Raw genomic sequence first — 20571 nt, forward strand, 5'->3', positions numbered from 1 at the left:
TATCGGGCATGTAGATCACCGTGCGGTAGCCCCGGCTGGCCCCGATCAGCCCCAGGCCGATGCCGGTATTGCCCGCCGTGCCCTCCACGATCGTGCCGCCGGCCTGGATCAGCCCACGCTGCTCGGCGTCGAGCAGTAGCCCGAGGGCCGTACGGTCTTTGATGGAGCCACCGGGGTTGAGGAATTCAGCCTTGCCCAGAATGTGGCAGCCGGTGGCGTCCGAAGGGCCGCGCAGGCGCACAAGGGGTGTGCGTCCCACGGTGGAAGGAAAATCGGCTCGAATACTCATGGGGCAGGGCTTTTAAGTGTCGGGGGCGGCTCAGCTTATGGGAACGGCCGGTGTGGGGCGAGTTGTCCGTTGGAGGATGGCTTTTGGGGGCCGGGGGGGTGGGTTGTGGGGGCGCAAGTCCGTGCGATCGAAGCTGGCCGAAGTTCTTGCTGGTGTTACGTTTGCACTCGCGGCAACACGTAGTTGTATGGATCGTCTACCCATTCCCGTCCGTGCGTCATGGCCCGTCTTCCAGCCAGAAAAACATGGCATTTCGCCAACACATGGAAAAAGCGCATATCCACTTAGACGTCTAAACGTCTATTGACACCTAGATACGAGGGGAATAAAGTCGATGACACTCATCGAGACCGGCTGAGGGACAGGCCCTTTGAAGCCGGGGCAACCTGCGGGATTTCCTGCAACGGTGCCAACTCCTGCGGAGGCGTTCCCAACAACGCTGCCGAGAGATGGGTTGAATCCTGCTTGCCGCGCGTTCTGCGTGGCACGGGCTTCAAACCTCTCCGGTGCCGCAGGCGCGATGCCCGACCGGAGAGCGTTGAAGATGCCAAGCCAAGCCAGTCCCGTACCGCCACCTGTGTTTGCCGCGACCGTGTCGCCGGTGGCCGTGCCGCGTGGCGATCTGACCGCGCAGCGCAGCACACGCCGTGTCACGCTCTTTCCCAAGTACGGTGCCTGCTGCGAAGTGGATGTGCGCTATCTGTGGTGCGGTGCGCCGGATGCACCGACCATCATCGTGCAGGGTGGTATTTCCGCCGATCGCGATGCCGTAACTTTCGGTGAGCAGGCAGCCGGGTGGTGGCAGTCATTCATCGGCGAGGGCTCCACCATCGACCTGGACCGATTTCGTGTCCTATCGATCGATTGGCTGACGCCGAGGGATCTGGGCAGTGCCCAGGCTGTTTCCAGCGAAGACCAGGCCGATGCCCTGGCAGCCCTGGTCGAGGCCCTGGGCATCGATCGTGTGCACGCGTTCGTGGGCTATTCCTATGGTGGTATGACCGGCCTGGCTTTTGCAGCCCGGCATCCTTATGCGCTCGACCGCCTGGTGCTACTGGGCAGTGCCCATCGCCCTCACCCGCTGGCCACCGCGCAGCGTTCTGTCCAGCGCAGCATCGTTCGCTTGGGGCTGGAGAGCGGTCAGCCAGAGCAGGCCCTTGCGCTGGCACGCCAACTGGCCATGACCACCTATCGCGGTAGCGAGGAATTCGTGCGTCGCTTCGCAACTGCACCGGAGTACCGAGACGGTCGCTTTCACTTTCCGGTGGAAGATTATCTGGAGCAGGCCGGACGTCGTTTTGTCGCCCGCTTCGATATCGAGCGCTACCTGGCGCTATCGGAATCCATCGATCTGCATGACGTGTGCCCCGAGCAGATACCCACGGCGACCACGCTGATCGGTACGCCTTCCGATCGCCTTGTTCCGCTGGCGGATCTATGCGAATTGCAGCGCCGCCTGCAAGGGTCGGCGACCCTTGAGGTAATCGACTCCCCCTACGGCCACGATGCCTTCCTGAAGGAATCGGAGCGCCTTGCACCCTTGCTGCGCGATGCGCTGGCCTGAACACGAATACGCAAAGAGATCAAAGCCTATGAGCGAGACGACAGCCCCCTGTACCCGTGCCGTGCGCGCCGGCATTGAGTCGGACACCCAGCATGGCGCCGTGGTGCCAGCCCTGCATCTGTCCACCAATTACAGTTTTGCCGGGCTTGGCCAGAAGCGCACTTACGATTATTCCCGTAGCGGCAATCCCACGCGTGACCTGCTGGGAGAAGCGCTGGCGGACCTGGAGCAGGGCGCCGGCGCGGTGATCACCAGCAGCGGCATGTCCGCCGTGGCGTTGGCGCTGGAGCTGGTGCCGGCGGGAGGTCGGGTGATTGCCGCGCATGATTGCTATGGCGGTACTTGGCGACTGCTCGATGCCTGGGCGAAGAAGGGTCGCTTCAGCGTGCAGTTCGTCGATCTTACCGACAGCCAGGCATTGGCCCAGGCACTGGCGGGCAAGCCCTCGGTGGTGTGGGTGGAAACGCCTTCCAATCCTTTGTTGCGCATTACCGATATCCGCCACGTGGCACATGCGGCGCACGCGGCTGATGCGTTGGTCGTGGTCGACAATACCTTTCTCTCTCCCGCCTTGCAGCAGCCTTTGACGTTGGGGGCCGACGTGGTGGTGCATTCGACCACCAAGTACATCAATGGTCACAGCGACGTGGTCGGTGGCGCCGTGGTAGCGCGTGATGCGGCGGTTGCCGAGCAATTAAAGTGGTGGGGCAACTGCAACGGCCTGACCGGCGCGCCGTTTGATAGCTTCCTGACCTTGCGCGGTCTGCGTACGCTAAACGTACGCTTGCGCCAGCATCAGGAGAACGCACAGCGCATCGCCGAATTTCTCGACGGCCATGACGCCGTGCGCAAGGTTTATTACCCAGGGCTGGCGAGCCATGAAGGCCATGCATTGGCTGCGCGCCAGCAAACGGGATTCGGTGCCATGCTCAGCGTGGAACTGCACGGCCAGTTCACGCAGATCGAAGCCTTCGTCAACGATCTTCGCTATTTCACGCTGGCCGAATCGTTGGGTGGTGTGGAGAGCCTGGTGGCGCATCCTGCTTCGATGACGCATGCGGCGATGGCACCGGAGGCACGTCGCGCGGCTGGTATCGCCGATACGCTGATCCGTCTTTCCGTAGGCATCGAGGACGCCGATGACCTGCTGCGCGATCTGGCCGCGGGGCTTGCACGTGCGCAGGCTGCCACCGCGCAGGAAAACAAACGCCGGGTGAGTGCATGAGCGCAGTCCTGGCTTCGCCGCTTTCGGCCACCAGCGGCGCCGCCGCGTCGAACGACATCGCCATCGTGTTGCTCGGCACCGGCGTCGTTGGTGGTGCTTTTCTCAAGCTGCTTCGCACGCCGGCGGGAGCGCGATTGCGCCTTGTGGGTGCTGCCAATTCGCGTCGCCAGCAGACCGAGCCCGATCAGCTCGCCGTGCGTGACTTGCGCGAGCGACTCAAGCACAGTGGCGTCGCGCGCGATGATGCGCCATTGTTGGCCGTACTCGATGCCAGCGATGCCAGCATCCGGGTCGTCGTTGATGCCACGGCTTCGGCCGAACTGGCCGCGCGTCACACGGACTGGCTATCGCGTGGTTATCACGTGGTGACCGCAAACAAGTCATTAGCCGGTGGGCAGTTGAGCGGCTGGCGTGCGTTACAGGCGGCGCGAGCAGGCGGGGCTCGCTATGGCGACTCAGCCACTGTGGGTGCCGGTTTGCCGGTGATTTCCACCTTGCGCCGCCTGTACGAATGCGGTGATAGCCTGTTGACGCTGGAGGGTGTTTTTTCTGGCTCGCTTTCCTATCTTTTCAATCACTACGATGGATCGCGACCATTCTCCGCGTTACTGCGCGAGGCTCGTCAACTGGGATATACCGAACCCGATCCGCGCGCGGATCTATCCGGCGAAGACGTGGCACGCAAGCTGCTGATCCTGGCGCGCACGGCTGGTTTCGCGTTGGGTGCCGACGAGGTTGCGGTCGAGAGCCTGGTGCCCGAGTCTTTGCGCCAGATCAGTACCGAGGCGTTTCTGGATCGTCTGGAAGACCTCGACGGACCGCTCGCGGCGCGTTGCGAAGAGGCGCGTGCTCGCGGTGGCGTATTGCGCTTCCTCGCTCGCCTGAATCAGCGGGGACGTGCACGCGTGGGGTTGGTCGAAGTGCCTGCGACGCACCCGGCGGCGCGCCTTTACGGCACGGATAATCAGTTTGCCTTGACCACCACGCGCTACAACACACAGCCGCTCGTGATCCAGGGGCCGGGCGCCGGCCCGGAGGTCACCGCGCAGGCATTGCTTGGCGACGTGCTCGCACTGGGATAGGAGATCTGCACCGCCGCGTCGTGCGAGGCAGTAGCGATCGCAGGGAACCTCTGGAGACCTCGCATCGAAGTCGTTATTCCGGCGAATGCCCTGGGGGGGACCCAGGGTCGGAATCGAGTGCCTCTAGCCCCATCAAATCCAACTCGCTGTGTCCCGTCCTGCACCGCGACGACGGATAGGAAGGTTTTTAGAAGCTTCCTTCAGTCGCAGTTTGGAGGTCTTAAGAGCTGCCATCTGCGATGAAATCGCAGATGGCTTCGCGACTGACGTCGCCCTTGCATCGGGGCGGGCTGCGATTCGGTGGTCTATTGCATTAAATCGAACCGCAGCCGATGTCGCTTAATGCTGCGCTTCAAGTTGCGCCTCTTCCACTGACGGTGTACGCCAGCCGGATTTGACACCCCAGCCGAAGAAGATCAGGCCGACCACGGCAACGAGCAGCAGGTCCCAGCCGTAGGGGATGTAATCGTGTCCCTTGAACTGCTTACTCCCGGCCCACGAGATCAAGGCAATCAGCGGCAGATAGCAGATCAGCCACCAGGCGCCGCGCAACTGCCGCCCGATGTCCTTCCAACCTTGCTTGTGCTGGTAATACATATAGACGGGCAGGGCGACGGCCATCAGAAGGATGATCCAGCCAGTCAGCGGCCAGGTAGCCCAGTACAGCAATTCCGTCGCCAGGATGAAGGCAAGTGCGGCCAGCACCGGCAGGCCGCTGATGCGCAGAGGACGTTTGAGGTCTGGCGCGGTCCGGCGCAGAGTCATCACGCTTACCGGGCCGGTCAGGTACGAAATCACCGTAGCCACGCCGATCACGTCCGCGAGCGAGTCCCAACTGCCAGATTGATACAGGAAGATATACGCAACCACCAGGTTGACCCACATCGCCGGACGTGGCACCCCCCATTTCGGATGTAGTTTGCCCAGGAAGCTAGGCAGCGTGCCGTTGCGTTCCATGCCGTAGAGCATGCGCGCCGTGGTGGCGGTATAGGTGATGCCGGTGCCGCTCGGGCTGATCACTGCATCGGCGAACAACAGTACTGCCAGGTATTGCAAACCGAGCAGAACGGCCAGGTCGGCAAACGGCGAGCGGAAGTGGATACCATGCCAGCCGGCCTTGGCGAGCAGGTCCTGCGGTACAGCACCGATGTAGGCAACTTGAAGGAGCACATAGACTACCGTCGCCAGGGCGATCGAACCCAACACGGCAAAGGGGATGCTGCGGCCGGGGTTCTTCGCGTCACCGGCCAGGTTCACCGGGCTTTGGAACCCGTTGAAGCTGAAGACGATGCCTGCGGTAGTGACCGCGGTAAGAATGGACGGGAAATCGATCGCATGGGCATCCCCATGGATGCCGACATGGAAGTTGTCGGTATGGAAGCCGCTGGCGATCAACAGCAACGCGGTCGCAGCCGGTACCACCAGCTTGAACACGGTAATGGCGGTATTGGAGTGCGCGAAGAGCTTCACGCTCCAATAGTTGAGCAGGAAGTAGCAGAACACCAGAATCGCGGCCAGGCCCTTGCCGATGCTGGTCAGCTCGACATGGCCATCCGATGAGAGCGTGGAAAGGCTCTGTGCCCACTCCCAGGGCCAATGGTTCATGTACTGCACCGAAGCGACCGCTTCGATCGGGATGACCGAGACGATAGCGATCCAGTTGGCCCAAGCGCCGATGAACCCGACCAGGGAGCCGTGCGAATAGTGGCTGTAACGCACCATGCCGCCCGATTCGGGAAACATGGCACCGAGTTCGGCATAGGTCAGGGCGATGGTCATGATCACCGCCGCACCGAGTACCCATGCCCAGACTGCGCCAGGGCCGGCCAGTGACGACGCGCGCGCCGCACCGAACAGCCAGCCTGAACCGATGATGGAACCCAGGCCCGTCAACATCAGGGCAAATGCGCCAACCTGGCGATGGGGGGAGCTTGAAGACATGGATTTTACATTCCCGTGGCTCGGCCCGTCAGGCCTGCAAAGCCTGGGATGGTCGCAAAGACGCGCGGGGATGTCACGCCGCCACGGTGGAGACGGCCTTATCGTCGCCCGTTCACGGCGTTGCTGCCTGGGGTACCAAGGCAGGGCCACGAGGCCCGTGGCGGCTCTTGCGCGACGTACCCCAGGTCACTGCGTGCCACGGGCCTGCTTAGCTGGTTGCCAGGTAATCGGCTGCCTGATTGAGTGCGCGAATCTGCGCATCCGAATCGTCGCCTATGGCCGATTGCTTGATCTGCTGTACCTGCGCATGCAGGCCATCGATGAGTTGCTGCTTGGTCTGCGCGTAGGCGACCTGCGGGAACCAGCCGGGATGTCCTAGCACCCACATCACGTTGGCGATCCCTTCGCCTGGCGTACCGCCTTGATCGGCTGCCTTGAGCATGTTGTAGAGATCCGTACCGCTCATGCCTGTCCGCTTTTCAAGCGCCGGCAAGTCGCCTACGTAGGGGTTGCCCTTGTGTTCACTCTGTAACAGCTGCGGATAATCCTTGGCCAGATCCTGGATCTGTTCGGGCGTCATGCCGGTGGCGAGCCATTGCTTGTCCTGGTCCCCGTCGCTTTCGGCCAACGCCTTGCTGGTGTCCTCATCCAGGCCGACGCCGCCCTTGCCCAGGTATTTTTCGACTTCTTCCTGGATTTCCTTCTGTTCCTTGTTGCCGCTGATGATGCCGCCGATCAGCTCGAACGGTGCGGAAATGATCATGCCCAGCCCGTTGACCAGGGCACCGGGCACTTCACCGACACCGGTGGTTTCCAGGCCACTGCCCACCACCGAGAAAATGTCGCCGACCAATGCGCCGGCATAGACAGGATTGTCCTTGACCTCGCTGAAGTCGGCCACGAAGGCCGAAGTGCTGGCGATCAGCGATAATCCGGGAACGAACTTGGCGGCGAATTTACCGAAAGCTTCGGCCGCTTCGGTGTAACGACCGAACTTGCCGGCATCGGCCAAGGTCTGCACGGCGCCGCTGGCCAATCCTGCCGCCGTACCCCCTGCCACGCTGTAACCGTTGATCATCTCCGAGATGCTTTCCGCATTTGCTCCGTTGTAGGAACTGACCACGATAGATGCCATTGCCAAGCCGCGGCCCAGGGGGCCCATCTTGGCAAAGCTCTCCCCAAGCGCCTCGGGAGTAAAGGCGCGCGGATCGTTTTCACCGAGTTTTTCGTAGCTTTCCTTGAGCTGGTCCCAGCCATCGTGTCCCTTGAAGAAGGGATCGGCCAGCTTCATCAATTGCTGGGTCGCCGTCTTGGTATCGCCATTGGCCTCGACCAGAAGCTGGCCTTGTGCCGAAGCAATAGCCTGCGGCAGAAGTTTGGTCTGGTAGTCAGAGAATGTGCTGAAAGCTTTGGAGGCATCCCTGTCGTCGGCGATGGCAGCGGCCATTTTCAGCACTTCGACGCTCTGGCCGGACTGCGCCAGATCTTGCATCGCGTCGTACAACTGCTTGGCTGCGTCGGGGCTGCGACCAGCCGTATAAAGCAGCGCACCCTGATTAGCATCCATGTAATTGGCCAGTTTCTTGGCTGCCTGTGCGTCGGCCTTGAAGACTTTGGCGTTGTCCGGGTCCTCCATGAAGGCTTTGATGAATTTCTGCTGCTGCTCCTCCGTAAGGGGGCCTGCGTGCGCAAGCAGGTCGGATAGCTCCTTGTTCTTGTCGTCGGCCGCCTTGTGTGCGTCGTTGTAAGCCTTGAGCGGACTATCTTTGTTGTTGGCCAGGTATTCGTGCAGTCCTTGCGTGGCGATATTGCGCAGACCATTGGCTTCATCGGTCTTGCCGTCAGCGGCCAGGGCATTGGCCAGTGCCAGCGGCAGGGCCGGGTTGCCCTGCTGCTGCATGAAAGTCTGGGTCATCTGATCGGTGAAACCTTCCCAGCGTTCGGCTTGGCCGACATAGGCCTGGGCGATCTGTTGCACCAGGCCCTGGGCTTGCGGGCTGTTGCCCAGCGAGGCTGCCACCCCTTGCATGGTGTTGTAGGCTGCGGTGCCGCCATAGGTCATCTCGCATTGGGCGATTTTCTGGATCGTCGGCATGCTCTGTTGCACGACCGCGGCGGCCAGCGATGGAGGTAGCCCCTTGATAGTGTCGGCCAGTCGCTGCGCGGCTTCCGGCGCCTGCTGCTCGGCATTGGCCGGCTTGTCCACGCCCTTATACGGCGCGCCGATTTGATTGGCGGCGTCCTTGATCCAGCCTTGGACGCGCGGATCGGCCAGCACGGCGTCGACAACGGCCTGTGGCTGGCCCTGAAGATTGATACCGGCAAGCTTCTCGGCCGGACTGAAATCGCCGTAGTAACCGGGAATCAGCGACTGCGCCTTGGCTTGCACTTGGTAATCGTCGGTCGCTGATTTGATCTCGGCAGTGGCTTGCGCATCGCCGGAATGGCGCGCCAGGATCGCCTGGCTGGCACTGTCGATGATCTGGTCGGTCGGTGTGCGCCACTGGCCGGGCACGCCCATGTTGCGCACATTGACCTCGTTGGCAAGTTCGTCGGCGATGGCCTTGTTCATCGCGGTGCGCGCGGTGTCGACCTTGGCCGATTCCTCCTCATTGACCTCGCTGCGCACACCCATGTTGTGAGGTGCGTTGTCCAAGGCCGTCTGGCGATCTTTGACAGCCTGTCCGTAGGCAGCGATCGCCGCATCGGTCTTCTGCGCCGGTGTCTGCGGTGCAGGTGTATGGGTCTTGTCCGTCTGCGCAGGATTGACGGCACTATCTGGCAGCGTCAGCCGTTGTCCCGGCGTCAGTGGCGTGTCGACCGTGATCTGGTTGCCACGCGCCAGTTCCTCCGGCGTGACGCTGTAATTCCGGGCGATGCTGGTCACGGTTTCGCCACTGGCTACCACGTGAGGCTTGGGTGGCGGAGGCGGCGGTGGCGTAAAGCGGACGGGTGAGCCGGAATCGACGGGAAACATGGCAGCCTCCTGGCCGAGCAAGGGGAATGTGGCATTTACGCCGCAGTTCCCCGTACGGGGCAATTGGGAGTTTCCCTAGGTTCGCCCGTCCAGGGCGGTCAGCATTCGATGACGTTCACCGCCAGACCGCCGCGAGAGGTCTCCTTGTACTTGTCCTTCATGTCACGGCCGGTATCGCGCATGGTGGCGATGACCTTGTCCAGGGAGACGCGGTGCTTGCCGTCGCTCTTGAGGGCCATGCGGCTGGCATTGATGGCCTTGACCGAGCCCATGGCGTTGCGTTCGATACATGGAATCTGCACCAGGCCGCCGATCGGATCGCAGGTCAGGCCAAGATTGTGTTCCATGCCGATCTCGGCGGCGTTTTCCACTTGCAGCACGCTGCCACCCAGCGCGGCAGCCAGACCGCCAGCGGCCATCGAGCAGGCCACGCCCACCTCGCCCTGGCAGCCGACTTCGGCGCCGGAAATGGAGGCGTTTTCCTTGTAGAGGATGCCGATGGCCGCCGCAGTGAGCAGGAAATCCATCACGCCGTTGTCGTCCGACTTGGGACAGAACCGCGCGTAGTAGTGCAGTACGGCAGGCACGATACCGGCGGCACCGTTGGTAGGGGCGGTGACTACACGACCGCCCGCGGCGTTTTCCTCATTGACCGCCAAGGCATACAGGTTGACCCAGTCCAGAATGGTCAGCGGGTCTTTCAGGGCTGCCTCGGGCTGCCGGCGCAGGTCCTCGGCCATCGCCGGTGCCCGGCGCGTGACCTTCAGGCCACCTGGCAATGTGCCGGGCGAGCGCAGGCCGCGTGTCACGCAATCCTGCATGGCCTTCCAGATCTTCATGAGGCCCTCGCGGATTTCCTGTTCGCTGCGCCAGACTTTCTCGTTGGCCAGCATCAGCTGCGCGATGGACATGCGGTGCTGTTCGCATAGCGCGAGCAGTTCGTCGCCGGTGGCGAACGGATAGGGCAATTGGGTGGTGTCGGCGACGATGCGATCTTCGGCCGCTTCATCGGGGTTGACCACGAAGCCGCCGCCGACCGAGTAATAGTCGCGTGTAGCCAGCACATGTCCCTCGGCGTCATAGGCCGTAAAGCGCATGCCGTTAGTGTGGAACGGCAGTTTCTGGCGCTTGTTGAACACCAGATCGCTTTTCTCGTCGAAATCGATCTCGTGCTTGCCCAACACACGCAGACGATGCGATTGGCGGATGCGTTCGAGGTTGCCCGAGATCTGATCGGGGTCGACGCGGTCGGGATGCTCACCCTCGAAGCCCAGCAGTACCGCCTTATCGGTGCCGTGACCGCGGCCGGTCATGGCCAGCGAGCCGAACAACTCCGCACGCAGGCGTACGGTGCGGTCGAGCACGCCTTTCTCTTCCAGCCAGTGCTCGCAAAAACGCGCTGCCGCGCGCATTGGGCCGACGGTATGCGAAGAGGAGGGACCAATTCCGATCTTGAACAGGTCAAATACGCTGACGGCCATGGTGCGCTGCAATGGATAGACGTGGGGAACCGGCTATTCTACGCGTGCTTTTCCTGCGTGACAGCCATGGCCGATCTCACCCTTTACCAACGCGACTACTGCCATCTCTGTGACCAGGCGCTGGCCGTCATGGCACAGGCCCATGCGCCCGATTTCACGAGCGCATGGGTCGATGATGATGCCGAACTGGAGCGTCGCTATGGCACACGGGTGCCGGTGCTACGAGACAACCATAGCGGTCGCGAACTGGACTGGCCGTTCGATGCGGCCGGTGTTGCAGCATTTGTGGGGAGGCTTGAGATTGGAGACGGGTAGTGGGGGCGCAAGTTCGGGCGTGTGTGGAAAATCATGGCACGCAGGAGCGTCATCACCACGATAAGTTGGTCGTTTCGATGGTGGATGTCCGCATTTCATCACACGAGCTTGATCTGCCCTCACTGTCGCACCGCGACATACTTATGCGCACGGACTTGCGCGCCCCCACACTCCATCTCTAATCCCCAAAGCCCTCAATCTTAAGGCCCTCGATTCCCACCGCGCGCAACCTGACGACCTAAGCCTCCCGCCCCTTGAGTCGGCGCAAGATCTCTTCGCGCGCTTCGCGCAGGATCGAATCGCGGTCCAGGCTGGCGACGACTTCGGCCACGGCGCGTTTGGCGCCCAGTTCGCCCCAGGATTTGCCTGCTACAAGATAGCGCTCGGCGGCGCGGCCGATCAGTACCGTGGCGTACCAGGCCATCGCGCCCTGGGCGGCTGCCGTGACCAGGACCGACAGGCCTGCGCTGAAGCCTTTCAGTGCGGAGGCGGCCAGTTGCATGCCCCAGATCGCCCCCATCAGTGCGGCCAGTTGTGCCGAGATCACCGCGACCAGGCGACCGGACTCGGCGCGGGTGAGGGGAAGTCCGTACAAGCGTGACAGTTGCACGACCATCGCCGCGTCCAGGCCAGCAGCGGCGAGCAAGTCGGCGACGGGAATCGGATTGAGTGCGACCGTGATGCCTTTGGCCAGGCAATAGTTGCGAATCAGCCGCGTGGCCATGTCGCGACGCGTCTCGGCGATGCGTGTCGATACCTGGTCGGTCAGGCGGCTGGCATGCAGCCCCGCATTGAGCGCGGACAGCGATTTGCCTTCGCGCCTTGCGATGTCGAGCAGACGTTCGCGCAATGCCGCGACGTCGGCGGGAACCGCCTGCATGTGTTCGTGTTCGTTCCCGTCATCGTCGCGGAGCAGGATGCGGCGCGCGGGCGGGCGTGCGGCCACGGCGATTACATCTTCGGCGTGCAGCAGGCCGCGCGTGCGATCGCGCAGGTGGTCCAGCAGGGACTGGCGTTCGCTGTCGCCATACCTGTCGATCTTGTTCAGGGCCAGCAGGATTGGGCGCTGTGTTCGCGCGAGCGTGGCCAGTGCGTCGAGTTCATCGCGTGTCAGGTCGCCATCGGCGACGAATACCACCAGGTCGGAAACCTCGGCGACGTCGAAGGCCAGTCGCTCGCGTGATTCTCCATCCAACTCGTTGATGCCCGGGGTGTCGATCAGGACGAGTCCATCTTGTGCGGCTTCGTCAAGCGGCGCCTGTTCGGAGAGGATGGTGGTGCCGTGCAGAACGCCGACCTCGAACGCATCTCGTCCAAGCAGGGCATTACCCAGCGCGGATTTGCCCGCCGATACACGTCCGAAGACGGCCACATGCAACTCGCCGTGTTCCAGCCGCGCCAGCATGCTTTCGATACGGGCGAAGTCGCTGGAAAGTTCGGTTCGTATCGAGCCCGGAATGCCAGGGTCTTCCAGCAGTTGCCGCAGGCTATCGGCTACCCGGACATGTGCGCCCGATGGTGTGGCCGCCGATGATGCTGCACGAACAGGGCCGGCTGTTGCCAGCCAGCCCCGTAGTTTTTTCCATAGCGTGTCCGTCGCCATGGCAAGCAGTTTACTTGCCTACGAGCACCAGATGGGCGTTGACCTTCACGTCTGGGCCGATGACCGAGGTGTCAGCATAGTCGCCGCTGCCGATGCCGAAATCCAGGCGCTTGATCGAGCCGGTCACATCCAGCGTGGCGCCGCTGCCCTGCGGCACGAAGGTGACATTGAGGCTTACCGGCTTGGTCACACCGCGTAGCGTGAGATTGCCATCGGCCACCACCTTGTCTCCGTTCTGGTGAAAAGCCGTGGTCACGAAATGTGCCTTGGGAAATTTGGCGATGTCGAAAAAATCCGAGCCGGGCAAGGCGCCGTCACGATCCTTATCGCCAGTCTTGACGCTGGAAAGATCCACTTCCACATCGAATCGCGAACTGGCCAGTTTGGCTGCGTCGTAGCTGATGGCCGCCTTCCATGTGCCAAAGCTGCCGTCAAAGCTCTGGCCCTGAAAGTTGCTGGTAAATCCAAGCTTGCTCGAACCCGGTTGCACGGTGTAATCGGTGGCCTGTACCAAGCCTGGCACGGTGGCAGTCAGCAGCAGCGGAAACAGCGCGCGGACAATCGGTTTCATGGGATATCTCCTTGCGAGGTGGGGCGACGGGGCTTGCCAAAGGGCAGCATGCGCCGAAGAACGTTATCGTTGTCAAAGACGTGATGCTTCAGCGCTGCGCCCACATGGGCGAGCAGCACCAGCAGTAGCGCATAGAAAAGATATTCGTGGACGGCGATGGCGGTATGCGCCAAGTCATCATTCTTGCTGGCCAGGGCCGGCAGGTTGAATTGCTTGAAGTATTGCAGCGGAAAGCCGCGCAATGAGTTGAACCACCAGCCGCTCAGCGGTAGCGCCAGGATCAGCAGGTAAAGCACGCCATGCACCGCATGCGCCGCCAGTTGTTGCCAACGAGGGCCCGGCTCGTCCAGCGGACGGCGATCTGCGGCGCGCCATAGCAGGCGCAGCACGAATAGCGCCAACACAGTCAGGCCGATCGATTTATGCAGCGCGAACCAGCCGATTTTCTGCATGGGCGAGTGGGCCAGGTCCATGCACAGGCCAAAGATGCCGTTGCCAAGGATAGCCAGTGCCATGATCCAGTGAAAGAACTTGGCCACGGAACCCCATTGGTGATCGGTGCTGCGAAGGCTCATGGTGACGGGTTCTCCTGGGCAGTTGTCGATGTCTTTGCCGATGATGGTGTCGCGGGGTTGTCAGCATTGGCGTCCTTGATGGCTTCGATCTCCAGCCAGATGGAGACCTTCTGGCCGATCGAGTTCTTGAAGGCCTGGATGCCGTAATCCGTGCGATCCAACATCAGATTGCCAGAGAATCCGGCCACCGTATGCAGGCCATAGATGGTGGTGCCGGCCCGGTTGAACGTGAAGGTGATGTCCACGGGCCTGGTGACGCCATGCAGGGTGAGTTTGCCGTGCAGGATGCCATGGTTGGCGTCCTTGAGCTCCACGCCGGTACTGGCGAAGTGGGCAAGCGGATACTTCGAGCCATCCAGCAGGCCGGGCTTGAGGACAGCCGCGTTCCACGCACTGTCGCCCATATCCAGGCTGGACAGATCGATGTCCAGTTCCGTGGATGCCGAGGCGAGGTTCGCTGGATCCAGCTTGAGTACACCCTTGGCGATATGCAGCCGTCCGAAGGGGCGCGAAAAGCCATTGTGATCGATGCTGAAAAGCACCTGGCTGTGCACCGTGTCGTAGCGATAGGTCGTTTCAGTCGCTTGTGCGGCCCCGGCCAGGGCAAGCGAAAATGCAGTGATGCTACGGAGCAGGAGGTGTCTGGGCATAGGTGGAAAGTCTGTCTGAAGGAGGGATGGATGCCTAGCACGGGCATACGAAACGGATTGTTTCCTTCGTGAATAAGTTCCGGTCGGTGGAAAGGTTCAACCGCGCGTGTCAGCATCCGACGATTCGTTCAGCTGAGCGCGTTCTCGCCACGCATCGGTGGTCAGTGTGGCCAACTGGCGCAGTCGTCCGGCATGCGCCTGGCCGAGCAGGTCCTTGAGCCGGGTACTGGCGTCATCCAGATCCAGCGACTGGCGTTCGGCCAGCGATGTCGCCAGGGCCCGGCCCATACTGTCGAAGATCAGCGCATAGGCGAATGCATGCATTACACCGCCCCCCAGGGTGCCCAGCCCGGGAAAGGCCTTCAATGCGTTGCCTGCGATCGCCAGCACCAGGGAGCTACCCGTGCGTAGCGTAAGACGAGCCTGGTGGATGAAATCCTCGATCTGCACATCGGTTACGCCGATTCCGTATAACTTGGCCAGTTCACGCGTCATGCCGGCGGCCAGGACACCCTGGATCACTAGATCGCTACCGGGTGCGATCGCGGCCATGGCGCCGACAACGGCTCGTCGGGCATAGCGTGTGACGATACGCGATGCTTGTGCATCCCTCGAGGTCTGTTCCAGCGCGCCGGTGCTTTCATGCAGTCCGGCCAGTACGGCCTGCTCGCGAGCCGATTCCAGGCCTCGCGCGCCAGCGGCGATCATTTTCAGCAGGGCGGCCGTCAAGGCAGCGATCGCGGGCTGCCGTTGCCGCTCGACCCGTTCGGTCTGGCCGTTGGCGAGCGTGCGTTCAAATCGCTCGCTGCCGCCTGCGCTGATGGCAACGACGGCATCGGCCATGCCCTTGCTGCGTTCACGCAACCTTTCGCAAAGTTGCTCGCGCTCAAGGTCGCTCCATTGATCGGCCTTGTTCAGGGCCAGCAGCAGCGGCTTGCCGAACTCCGCCAACCAGCGCAGTTCTTCCATCTGGGTACGGGCCAGGTCGCCGGCACATAGATAGACAACGGCATGTGCGCGCAATGCTTCCTGGCGCGCCATCTGCTCGAAGACTTCGCCGTCGACTTCACGGCTGCCTGGCACGTCGGCAAGCGTCACGTCGTATTCGCCGAGCAAGGTATCGATATGCTGCACCCCTCGCGTCGTACCACCGCGGACATCGCTGTACGGGGTGGCGTGAGGTGCCATGGCTCGTATCAGGGAAGATTTTCCCGTGGATATCTCTCCGAACAAGGCTAAGTAAAGGCGTTCTTCGACCTTTCTGCGGTCCAGGTCGGCTAGCTCGGCATCCAGCAGCGAGGTATCGATGTCATGCGCACGCAGTTGCTGGATGCGTTGCTCGATCTGCGTGCGGTCGGGCACATGACGCCTGCGTTGTCGCCTTGGCTTGAGCAACCACCACAGGAATACCAGTCCTGACAACAAAAACAAAATTAAGACCAGTCCTATAACCGACTGCATGATCCATGGCAGGGCAAGAAAGCGCTGGACCAGGGCAAGTGCGCGATCGGCGATCGCAAAAAGCAGCCACACCATCGCGAGCATGGCGGTTGCCGAAAGCAACAAACGTATGCGTAGAGGCATGATGAGCTACAGACTTTGCAGGGATGTCGGTGTTGCTTCGCGAAAAGACATGATGGTCGCCTACATGGTAAGTAGGAAAAAGATGCCAAGCATTCAATGAGGCATCGCTATGCTTGTAAGCATAAAGGAGATGGAGCCTCCATGTTTTTCGATTGTCTAGCCGGGATGCTGATGGCTGTTGCCACATTCGTGCCCATCAGTTCGAAAGAAGAAGTGCCGGCAACTGTGACGAAATTTGCCGAACCCATGCCAGCGCCGTATTTTCGTCGTTTTGGCGATATTAGCGGTCTTCATGGTACGTTGAACGCGATTGTCCAGGATTCGGAAGGATTCATCTGGTTCGGAGGAACACGAGGCCTGGCCCGCTATGACGGGGTGGATTTCGAGAGTTTCATCCATGATCCGCTCAACGACAACAGCCTCGCCAGCAGTCGCGTGGCCCAGTTGCTCGCCACTCACGATGGACGCTTATGGATTGGCACGGCCGACAGTGGTCTGGATCTGTTTGATCCCAAGAGCCGCACATTCCGGCACTGGCGTCATCAGGATGACGATCAGGCCAGCCTTTCGAACAACAGCGTGCTCGCATTGGCCCCAGCCGTTGATGGCGGCGTGTGGGTGGGTACGGCAGATGGCTTGAATCGGCTTCTGCCTGACGGAGCGGTCCAGCGAGAGCCGATGCCCAGTGAATCGCGGCTCCCCGAAGACCAGACAGTCAGTGCCCTGATGGTAGAGCGGGATGGCTCCATGTGGTTGGGTACAGGATCAGGCAAGGTTTTCATTCGACGCCCCGACGGTGCGTGGCTCAGGGTCGAGATGCCATTTTTGCCGTTGAGTATCGGCGAGATCCGTGACATTGATGGCCACGGCGACGACATTCGGATCAGTACACGCCATGGCTTGTTCATTGCCAATTCCCAAGGGCAGGCAAGGCCCGCGTTTCGGCAGACCCAGATGCCGGCGTCGTTCCAGGTTTTTGCCAGCCTGCGTGATGACAAGGAGCGATTGTGGATGGCTACACTGGACGGTGTCATCATGGAGGACGAACGATCCAGGCTGCACCGCTTCAACGGTAAGCCATCCGTGCCGGGAGCGCTGCCTGGCGACTGGGTGCTGGGCCTTCTCCGCGACCGAGAAGGTGGTCTATGGTTTACCTTCTATGAGGGTGGCGCAGCCTATCTACCGCCGCACTGGGAGGGATTTTCGCGCTATCCATCTATTCCGGAGCGCGATCCATCGGCTATCGATGACCCTCCCAAAGTCGTCGCTTCCAGTATCGATGGCAAGCTATGGGTCGGGCGGCAGGGCCGGTTGGACAAATTCGACCCGGTCACTGGCCAGAATGAAACGGTGGTGGGCGACCTCAAGCAGCCGGTGATGTATGTCGTCGATGTCGGTGGCGAACCCTGGTTCACCGTGCGAGGTGAACTATTGCGGTTTCGCCATGGACGGGTGGAGAACATCGACCCTCATCGGCACTGGATCACCCGGCCGGAAATGCTGACGCGTGGCGATGACGGCACGGTGTATGTCACGGTCGCGCGCCACGGCATCGTGCAGGTCGATCCGATCACTTTGGACATCCACCCGGTGCCGTTTGCCACGGGTGTGACCAACATGGATCTGCAGCCGAGTGTGCTGTCCATGCATGATGGACAGCTATGGTACGGCAACCATGATGGCCTGATGCGTTGGCAATACAGTAAAGGCCCCATGGACTGGGTACCGGGTGTCGGATTGGGCAGGCCGGTGACGGCCTTGGCTTTTGGCGACAATGGTTTCTGGCTGGCTCGCGGGAGGGAACTGGAGCGTTATCGATGGGAGAAGGACAAGGCCGTGCCGGTGATGAGCCTTACGCCTCAGGCAGCTTGGCGCAACGCGGTGATCACCGACCTGGATGTCGACGCATCGAATAATCTGTGGGTATTCAGTAGTTCCGGTATCTGGAACCTCGACGGGTCAAGAGGCACGTTGCGGCGTGTGGAGGCCGGCAATGAACCTGTCGACGGCGCTACAGGACCGGGTGCTCCGGGTTTCGGCCAGAACAACGAGCCTCGCTATGTGCCCACGCGCAACGGCCTGATCGGATTCAGGCCTTCCCACGTATCGCCCGAGACGGCTTACCGACCGCCTTTGCGGTTCACCGAGTTGAGCGTCAGCGATCGCGAAGGACGGACGGAGCTGATTCCGGAAAACGGCAGGATTACCTTGTCCTGGTCGTTGCGCACGTTGAAGATCAAGACGAGACTACTGTCTTTCGCCAGTCACGCCAGCACGCACTATCGTATACGGATCGAAGGAGTCAGCCACGGCTGGATCGATCTTGGCGTGCGCGGCGAGTACTTGCTTGGTGGGCTCAAGCCAGGGCTTTATCTGTTAGAGGCCGAGGCCTTTGATCCGAACCGCGATGTCCTTGGGGCGACCTCGGTATGGGTCCAACTGGAGTCGCCGCCTTGGGTGCGTTGGTGGGCATGGCTTGCCTACGCAGTGATCATCATCGGGTTCGGCTATGCCGCACTATGGGCATGGCAACGCAGGGTTGCCGATCGGCATCGCATTCGCCTGGCCGAAGAACGGCATGAGCTGGCCGAACAGACGAGTGCGGCCAAGACACAATTCCTGGCCACCCTGGGCCATGAGATACGCACACCGATGACCGGTGTGATCGGTATGGCTGAATTGCTGCTAGGCACGTCACTGACCGAAAAGCAACGCGAATATACCTTGGCGATGCAACGTTCTGGAGCGTTGCTGCTCAAGTTGGTCAACGAAGCCTTGGACCTGGCTCGTATCGAGGCTGGTCGCTTCGAATTGGAGCCGGCGACATTTGAGGTATCGGAGTTGATCGAGGATATCTCCAGGTTGGAAATGTTCCAGGCCAGGAAGAAAGGGCTCGCGTTCGAGGTCGAGGCTTTGAGTGGCTTGCCACCCCGGCTGGTTGGTGATGTGCTGCGCATCAAGCAGATCCTGCTGAACCTGGCAAACAACGCGCTCAAATTCACTGATCGCGGCAAGGTGACACTGCGGATCGAATACGACGCCCCGGACATTGTTTTCCATGTCATCGATACCGGCCCTGGCATTCCGTTGGAGAGCCAGGAGCGAATGTTCCAGCGTTTCGAGCAAGGCATTGGTCCCCAGCGTCAGCAGGGCAGTGGACTGGGTTTGGCGATCTGCCAGGAATTGGTCACACTGATGAATGGCAGGATCGAATTGCAGTCAGTGACAGGGGTCGGAAGTCACTTTCGCGTCTTCCTGCCGTTGCCGGAGCCGGTCAGGGATTTGCTCGTCGAGTCTGGCGAATTCGTGTCCGAGCCATCCGAGGCCCTCTCGCTGCTGCTGGTTGAGGATGACCCGGTCGTGGCCGATGTCATCATCGGCTTGCTGGAATCGCTCGGGCATAGCGTGCAGCCGGTGGGCAATGGCCTGGCGGCGCTGGCCGAACTGACCCAGAGCGATTTCGATGCGGTGTTGCTCGATCTGGATCTGCCTGGATTGAGTGGTTTCGATGTGGCCAAAATCATTCGCCAGCGGGAAAGCGAGGGCGAGCGCATCCCGATTATCGCCGTGACCGCTCGTTCGGCGGCCGATGACGAACACAATGCGCACGCAGCAGGCATGGATGGCTTTGTTCGAAAGCCATTGAATGGAAAAGATTTATCAATTGCACTCGCGGCCCTGAACAGGCTCCGGCGTGCGGCCTGACGTGCAAGTGCTCGTGCCTCTGCGGTTGTTTTGGCATTATTCCCGCCACGTGAGGGGAAAACATGCTGCCGTCGGTGCTGCTGAGTCTTGGCCTGCTGGTTGGATCCAGCCAACCGGTGCCTGCCCAGGCTATGCCGGCAAATGGTCATGCCATCTTGCTGACGCCGCAATTCCGACGTTATGGCACCGCCAACGGATTGCCCAGCAGCAGCGTATATGTAGCAGTGCAGGATCACCACGGTGCCATGTGGTTTGGCACCAAGGGCGGCATCGCACGTTTCGATGGCCTGGCCTTTACGGTCTATCGCCACGCCGCCGACGATCCGAATTCGCTTGGCAACAATGGCATTTCCACGCTCTTTGTCGACAAGCAGGGCAGGCTGTGGGCGGGAGGCCTTGAGGCCGGGCTCAATCGCTACGATTCGGAGCACAACCGCTTCGAGCACTGGGGCCACAGTGCCAGCGATTCCACCAGCCTGGCCAGCGACAAGGTCTGGGCGATCGCGCAAACGGGCGACGGCACGATATGGGTAGGCACGGCGCGTGGGCTGGAGCGGATTCGTGCCGATGGCGCGGGCTTCGATCACGTGGTCAATCCGGCGCTGGGCAGCAAGCCTGAGGCGTTTGGCATGATTGCCGCGCTCTATGTCGATCCACGTGGTCGGCTCTGGATCGGTTCCAATCTCGGTGTGTTCAGGCGCGATGTCGATGGCAGCTTTCATGCCATTCGTCGCGCGGGCTCCGATCAGGTCATCGATGCATGGCGTATCGAGGGCGATGGCGACGAAGTGCGTGTCAGTTCCGTGCGTGGTCTGTTCACCATCGACGCGAACGACGTCGCGCACCCCTATGCGCAGGATAAGGTCGGCGACGTCAACGTGATGAGCACGGTGCGCGATCACAGCGGACGTTTGTGGATAGGCACGCAGCGTGGTCTGTTTTTGCAGGATGGTGGCAGCGATCAGCCCATCACGACCATCGTCGATCAACCCTTGTTGCCGGGCAACCT

The 20571-nt window shown here is 61.3% G+C and carries 15 protein-coding genes and 1 riboswitch; of the genes, 6 read left to right on the top strand and 9 right to left on the bottom strand.

Features of this window, described 5'->3' with window-relative positions; genetic code table 11:
• Window positions 1-289, bottom strand: a 289-nt coding sequence (locus VF436_RS02145; RefSeq protein WP_330902331.1) for a pyridoxal-phosphate dependent enzyme, incomplete at its 3' end; no start/stop codon positions are given.
• Between the two features lie 338 nt (window positions 290-627).
• Window positions 628-745, top strand: a riboswitch (SAM riboswitch).
• A gap of 88 nt (window positions 746-833) precedes the next feature.
• Here VF436_RS02145 and metX point away from each other — a divergent pair.
• Genes metX through VF436_RS02160 form a run of 3 tightly spaced genes read left to right on the top strand, consistent with a single transcriptional unit; the run spans window position 834 to window position 4160 of the window.
• Complete coding sequence (gene metX / locus VF436_RS02150; RefSeq protein WP_330902332.1) at window positions 834-1853, top strand: homoserine O-succinyltransferase MetX; 1020 nt, start codon at window positions 834-836, stop codon at window positions 1851-1853.
• Window positions 1854-1881: 28 nt separating this feature from the next.
• Window positions 1882-3078: a cystathionine gamma-synthase gene (gene metB / locus VF436_RS02155; RefSeq protein ID WP_330902333.1), complete on the top strand. Its 1197-nt coding sequence runs from the start codon at window positions 1882-1884 to the stop codon at window positions 3076-3078.
• Window positions 3075-4160: a homoserine dehydrogenase gene (locus VF436_RS02160; protein ID WP_330902334.1), complete on the top strand. Its 1086-nt coding sequence runs from the start codon at window positions 3075-3077 to the stop codon at window positions 4158-4160. The genes metB and VF436_RS02160 overlap by 4 nt, the downstream gene beginning before the upstream one ends.
• A 339-nt stretch (window positions 4161-4499) precedes the next feature.
• Here the strand turns inward: VF436_RS02160 and VF436_RS02165 are convergent, their stop codons facing one another.
• The 3 genes from VF436_RS02165 to VF436_RS02175 all read right to left on the bottom strand — a co-directional run bounded on the left by VF436_RS02165 (window position 4500) and on the right by VF436_RS02175 (window position 10559).
• Window positions 4500-6101 (bottom strand): APC family permease, encoded by a 1602-nt coding sequence (locus tag VF436_RS02165; RefSeq protein ID WP_330902335.1) that lies wholly within the window; start codon window positions 6099-6101, stop codon window positions 4500-4502.
• A gap of 208 nt (window positions 6102-6309) precedes the next feature.
• Window positions 6310-9078: a LysM domain-containing protein gene (locus tag VF436_RS02170; RefSeq protein ID WP_330902336.1), complete on the bottom strand. Its 2769-nt coding sequence runs from the start codon at window positions 9076-9078 to the stop codon at window positions 6310-6312.
• A gap of 98 nt (window positions 9079-9176) precedes the next feature.
• Window positions 9177-10559, bottom strand: a complete 1383-nt coding sequence (locus VF436_RS02175) for an L-serine ammonia-lyase (RefSeq protein ID WP_330902337.1) — start codon at window positions 10557-10559, stop codon at window positions 9177-9179.
• A gap of 66 nt (window positions 10560-10625) precedes the next feature.
• On the opposite strand from VF436_RS02175, the gene VF436_RS02180 reads away from it, so the two are divergent.
• A complete protein-coding gene (locus VF436_RS02180; protein WP_330902338.1) occupies window positions 10626-10874 on the top strand; it encodes a glutaredoxin family protein in 249 nt (82 codons plus the stop codon).
• A gap of 238 nt (window positions 10875-11112) precedes the next feature.
• On the opposite strand, the gene VF436_RS02185 is transcribed toward VF436_RS02180, so the two are convergent.
• From VF436_RS02185 to VF436_RS02205, 5 genes are all read right to left on the bottom strand, one after another.
• Window positions 11113-12477, bottom strand: a complete 1365-nt coding sequence (locus VF436_RS02185) for a GTP-binding protein (protein WP_330902339.1) — start codon at window positions 12475-12477, stop codon at window positions 11113-11115.
• Window positions 12478-12487: 10 nt separating this feature from the next.
• The gene (locus VF436_RS02190; RefSeq protein WP_330902340.1) at window positions 12488-13048 is read right to left on the bottom strand and encodes a YceI family protein; all 561 of its coding nucleotides are present in this window, start codon (window positions 13046-13048) and stop codon (window positions 12488-12490) included.
• A complete protein-coding gene (locus VF436_RS02195) occupies window positions 13045-13623 on the bottom strand; it encodes a cytochrome b (RefSeq protein WP_330902341.1) in 579 nt (192 codons plus the stop codon). Before VF436_RS02195 ends, VF436_RS02190 begins: the two co-directional genes overlap by 4 nt.
• Entirely contained in the window at window positions 13620-14273 is a 654-nt protein-coding gene (locus tag VF436_RS02200) for a YceI family protein (protein ID WP_330902342.1), read from the bottom strand. Before VF436_RS02200 ends, VF436_RS02195 begins: the two co-directional genes overlap by 4 nt.
• Window positions 14274-14369: 96 nt before the next feature.
• Window positions 14370-15857: a GTPase gene (locus VF436_RS02205; RefSeq protein WP_330902343.1), complete on the bottom strand. Its 1488-nt coding sequence runs from the start codon at window positions 15855-15857 to the stop codon at window positions 14370-14372.
• A gap of 141 nt (window positions 15858-15998) precedes the next feature.
• Between VF436_RS02205 and VF436_RS02210 the strand changes: the two genes are divergently transcribed.
• Together VF436_RS02210 and VF436_RS02215 are read left to right on the top strand one after the other, a co-directional pair.
• Window positions 15999-19562, top strand: coding sequence for a hybrid sensor histidine kinase/response regulator (locus tag VF436_RS02210; protein ID WP_330902344.1), 3564 nt, complete (start codon window positions 15999-16001; stop codon window positions 19560-19562).
• Window positions 19563-19624: 62 nt separating this feature from the next.
• Window positions 19625-20571 (top strand): ligand-binding sensor domain-containing protein (locus tag VF436_RS02215; RefSeq protein WP_330902345.1); only part of this gene is annotated, 947 nt, incomplete at its 3' end.

The sequence above is a fragment of the Dyella sp. genome (genome assembly GCF_036384435.1).
In the GTDB taxonomy this organism is placed as follows: Bacteria; Pseudomonadota; Gammaproteobacteria; order Xanthomonadales; family Rhodanobacteraceae; genus GSA-30.

Excerpts from the sequence above, each read along its gene's own strand:
- metX (WP_330902332.1), top strand. The coding sequence starts at position 834 with ATGCCAAGCCAAGCCAGTCCCGTACCGCCACCTGTGTTTGCCGCGACC.
- metB (WP_330902333.1), top strand. The coding sequence starts at position 1,882 with ATGAGCGAGACGACAGCCCCCTGTACCCGTGCCGTGCGCGCCGGCATT.
- VF436_RS02160 (WP_330902334.1), top strand. The coding sequence starts at position 3,075 with ATGAGCGCAGTCCTGGCTTCGCCGCTTTCGGCCACCAGCGGCGCCGCC.
- VF436_RS02165 (WP_330902335.1), bottom strand. The coding sequence starts at position 6,101 with ATGTCTTCAAGCTCCCCCCATCGCCAGGTTGGCGCATTTGCCCTGATG.
- VF436_RS02170 (WP_330902336.1), bottom strand. The coding sequence starts at position 9,078 with ATGTTTCCCGTCGATTCCGGCTCACCCGTCCGCTTTACGCCACCGCCG.
- VF436_RS02175 (WP_330902337.1), bottom strand. The coding sequence starts at position 10,559 with ATGGCCGTCAGCGTATTTGACCTGTTCAAGATCGGAATTGGTCCCTCC.
- VF436_RS02180 (WP_330902338.1), top strand. The coding sequence starts at position 10,626 with ATGGCCGATCTCACCCTTTACCAACGCGACTACTGCCATCTCTGTGAC.
- VF436_RS02185 (WP_330902339.1), bottom strand. The coding sequence starts at position 12,477 with ATGGCGACGGACACGCTATGGAAAAAACTACGGGGCTGGCTGGCAACA.
- VF436_RS02190 (WP_330902340.1), bottom strand. The coding sequence starts at position 13,048 with ATGAAACCGATTGTCCGCGCGCTGTTTCCGCTGCTGCTGACTGCCACC.
- VF436_RS02195 (WP_330902341.1), bottom strand. The coding sequence starts at position 13,623 with ATGAGCCTTCGCAGCACCGATCACCAATGGGGTTCCGTGGCCAAGTTC.
- VF436_RS02200 (WP_330902342.1), bottom strand. The coding sequence starts at position 14,273 with ATGCCCAGACACCTCCTGCTCCGTAGCATCACTGCATTTTCGCTTGCC.
- VF436_RS02205 (WP_330902343.1), bottom strand. The coding sequence starts at position 15,857 with ATGCCTCTACGCATACGTTTGTTGCTTTCGGCAACCGCCATGCTCGCG.
- VF436_RS02210 (WP_330902344.1), top strand. The coding sequence starts at position 15,999 with ATGTTTTTCGATTGTCTAGCCGGGATGCTGATGGCTGTTGCCACATTC.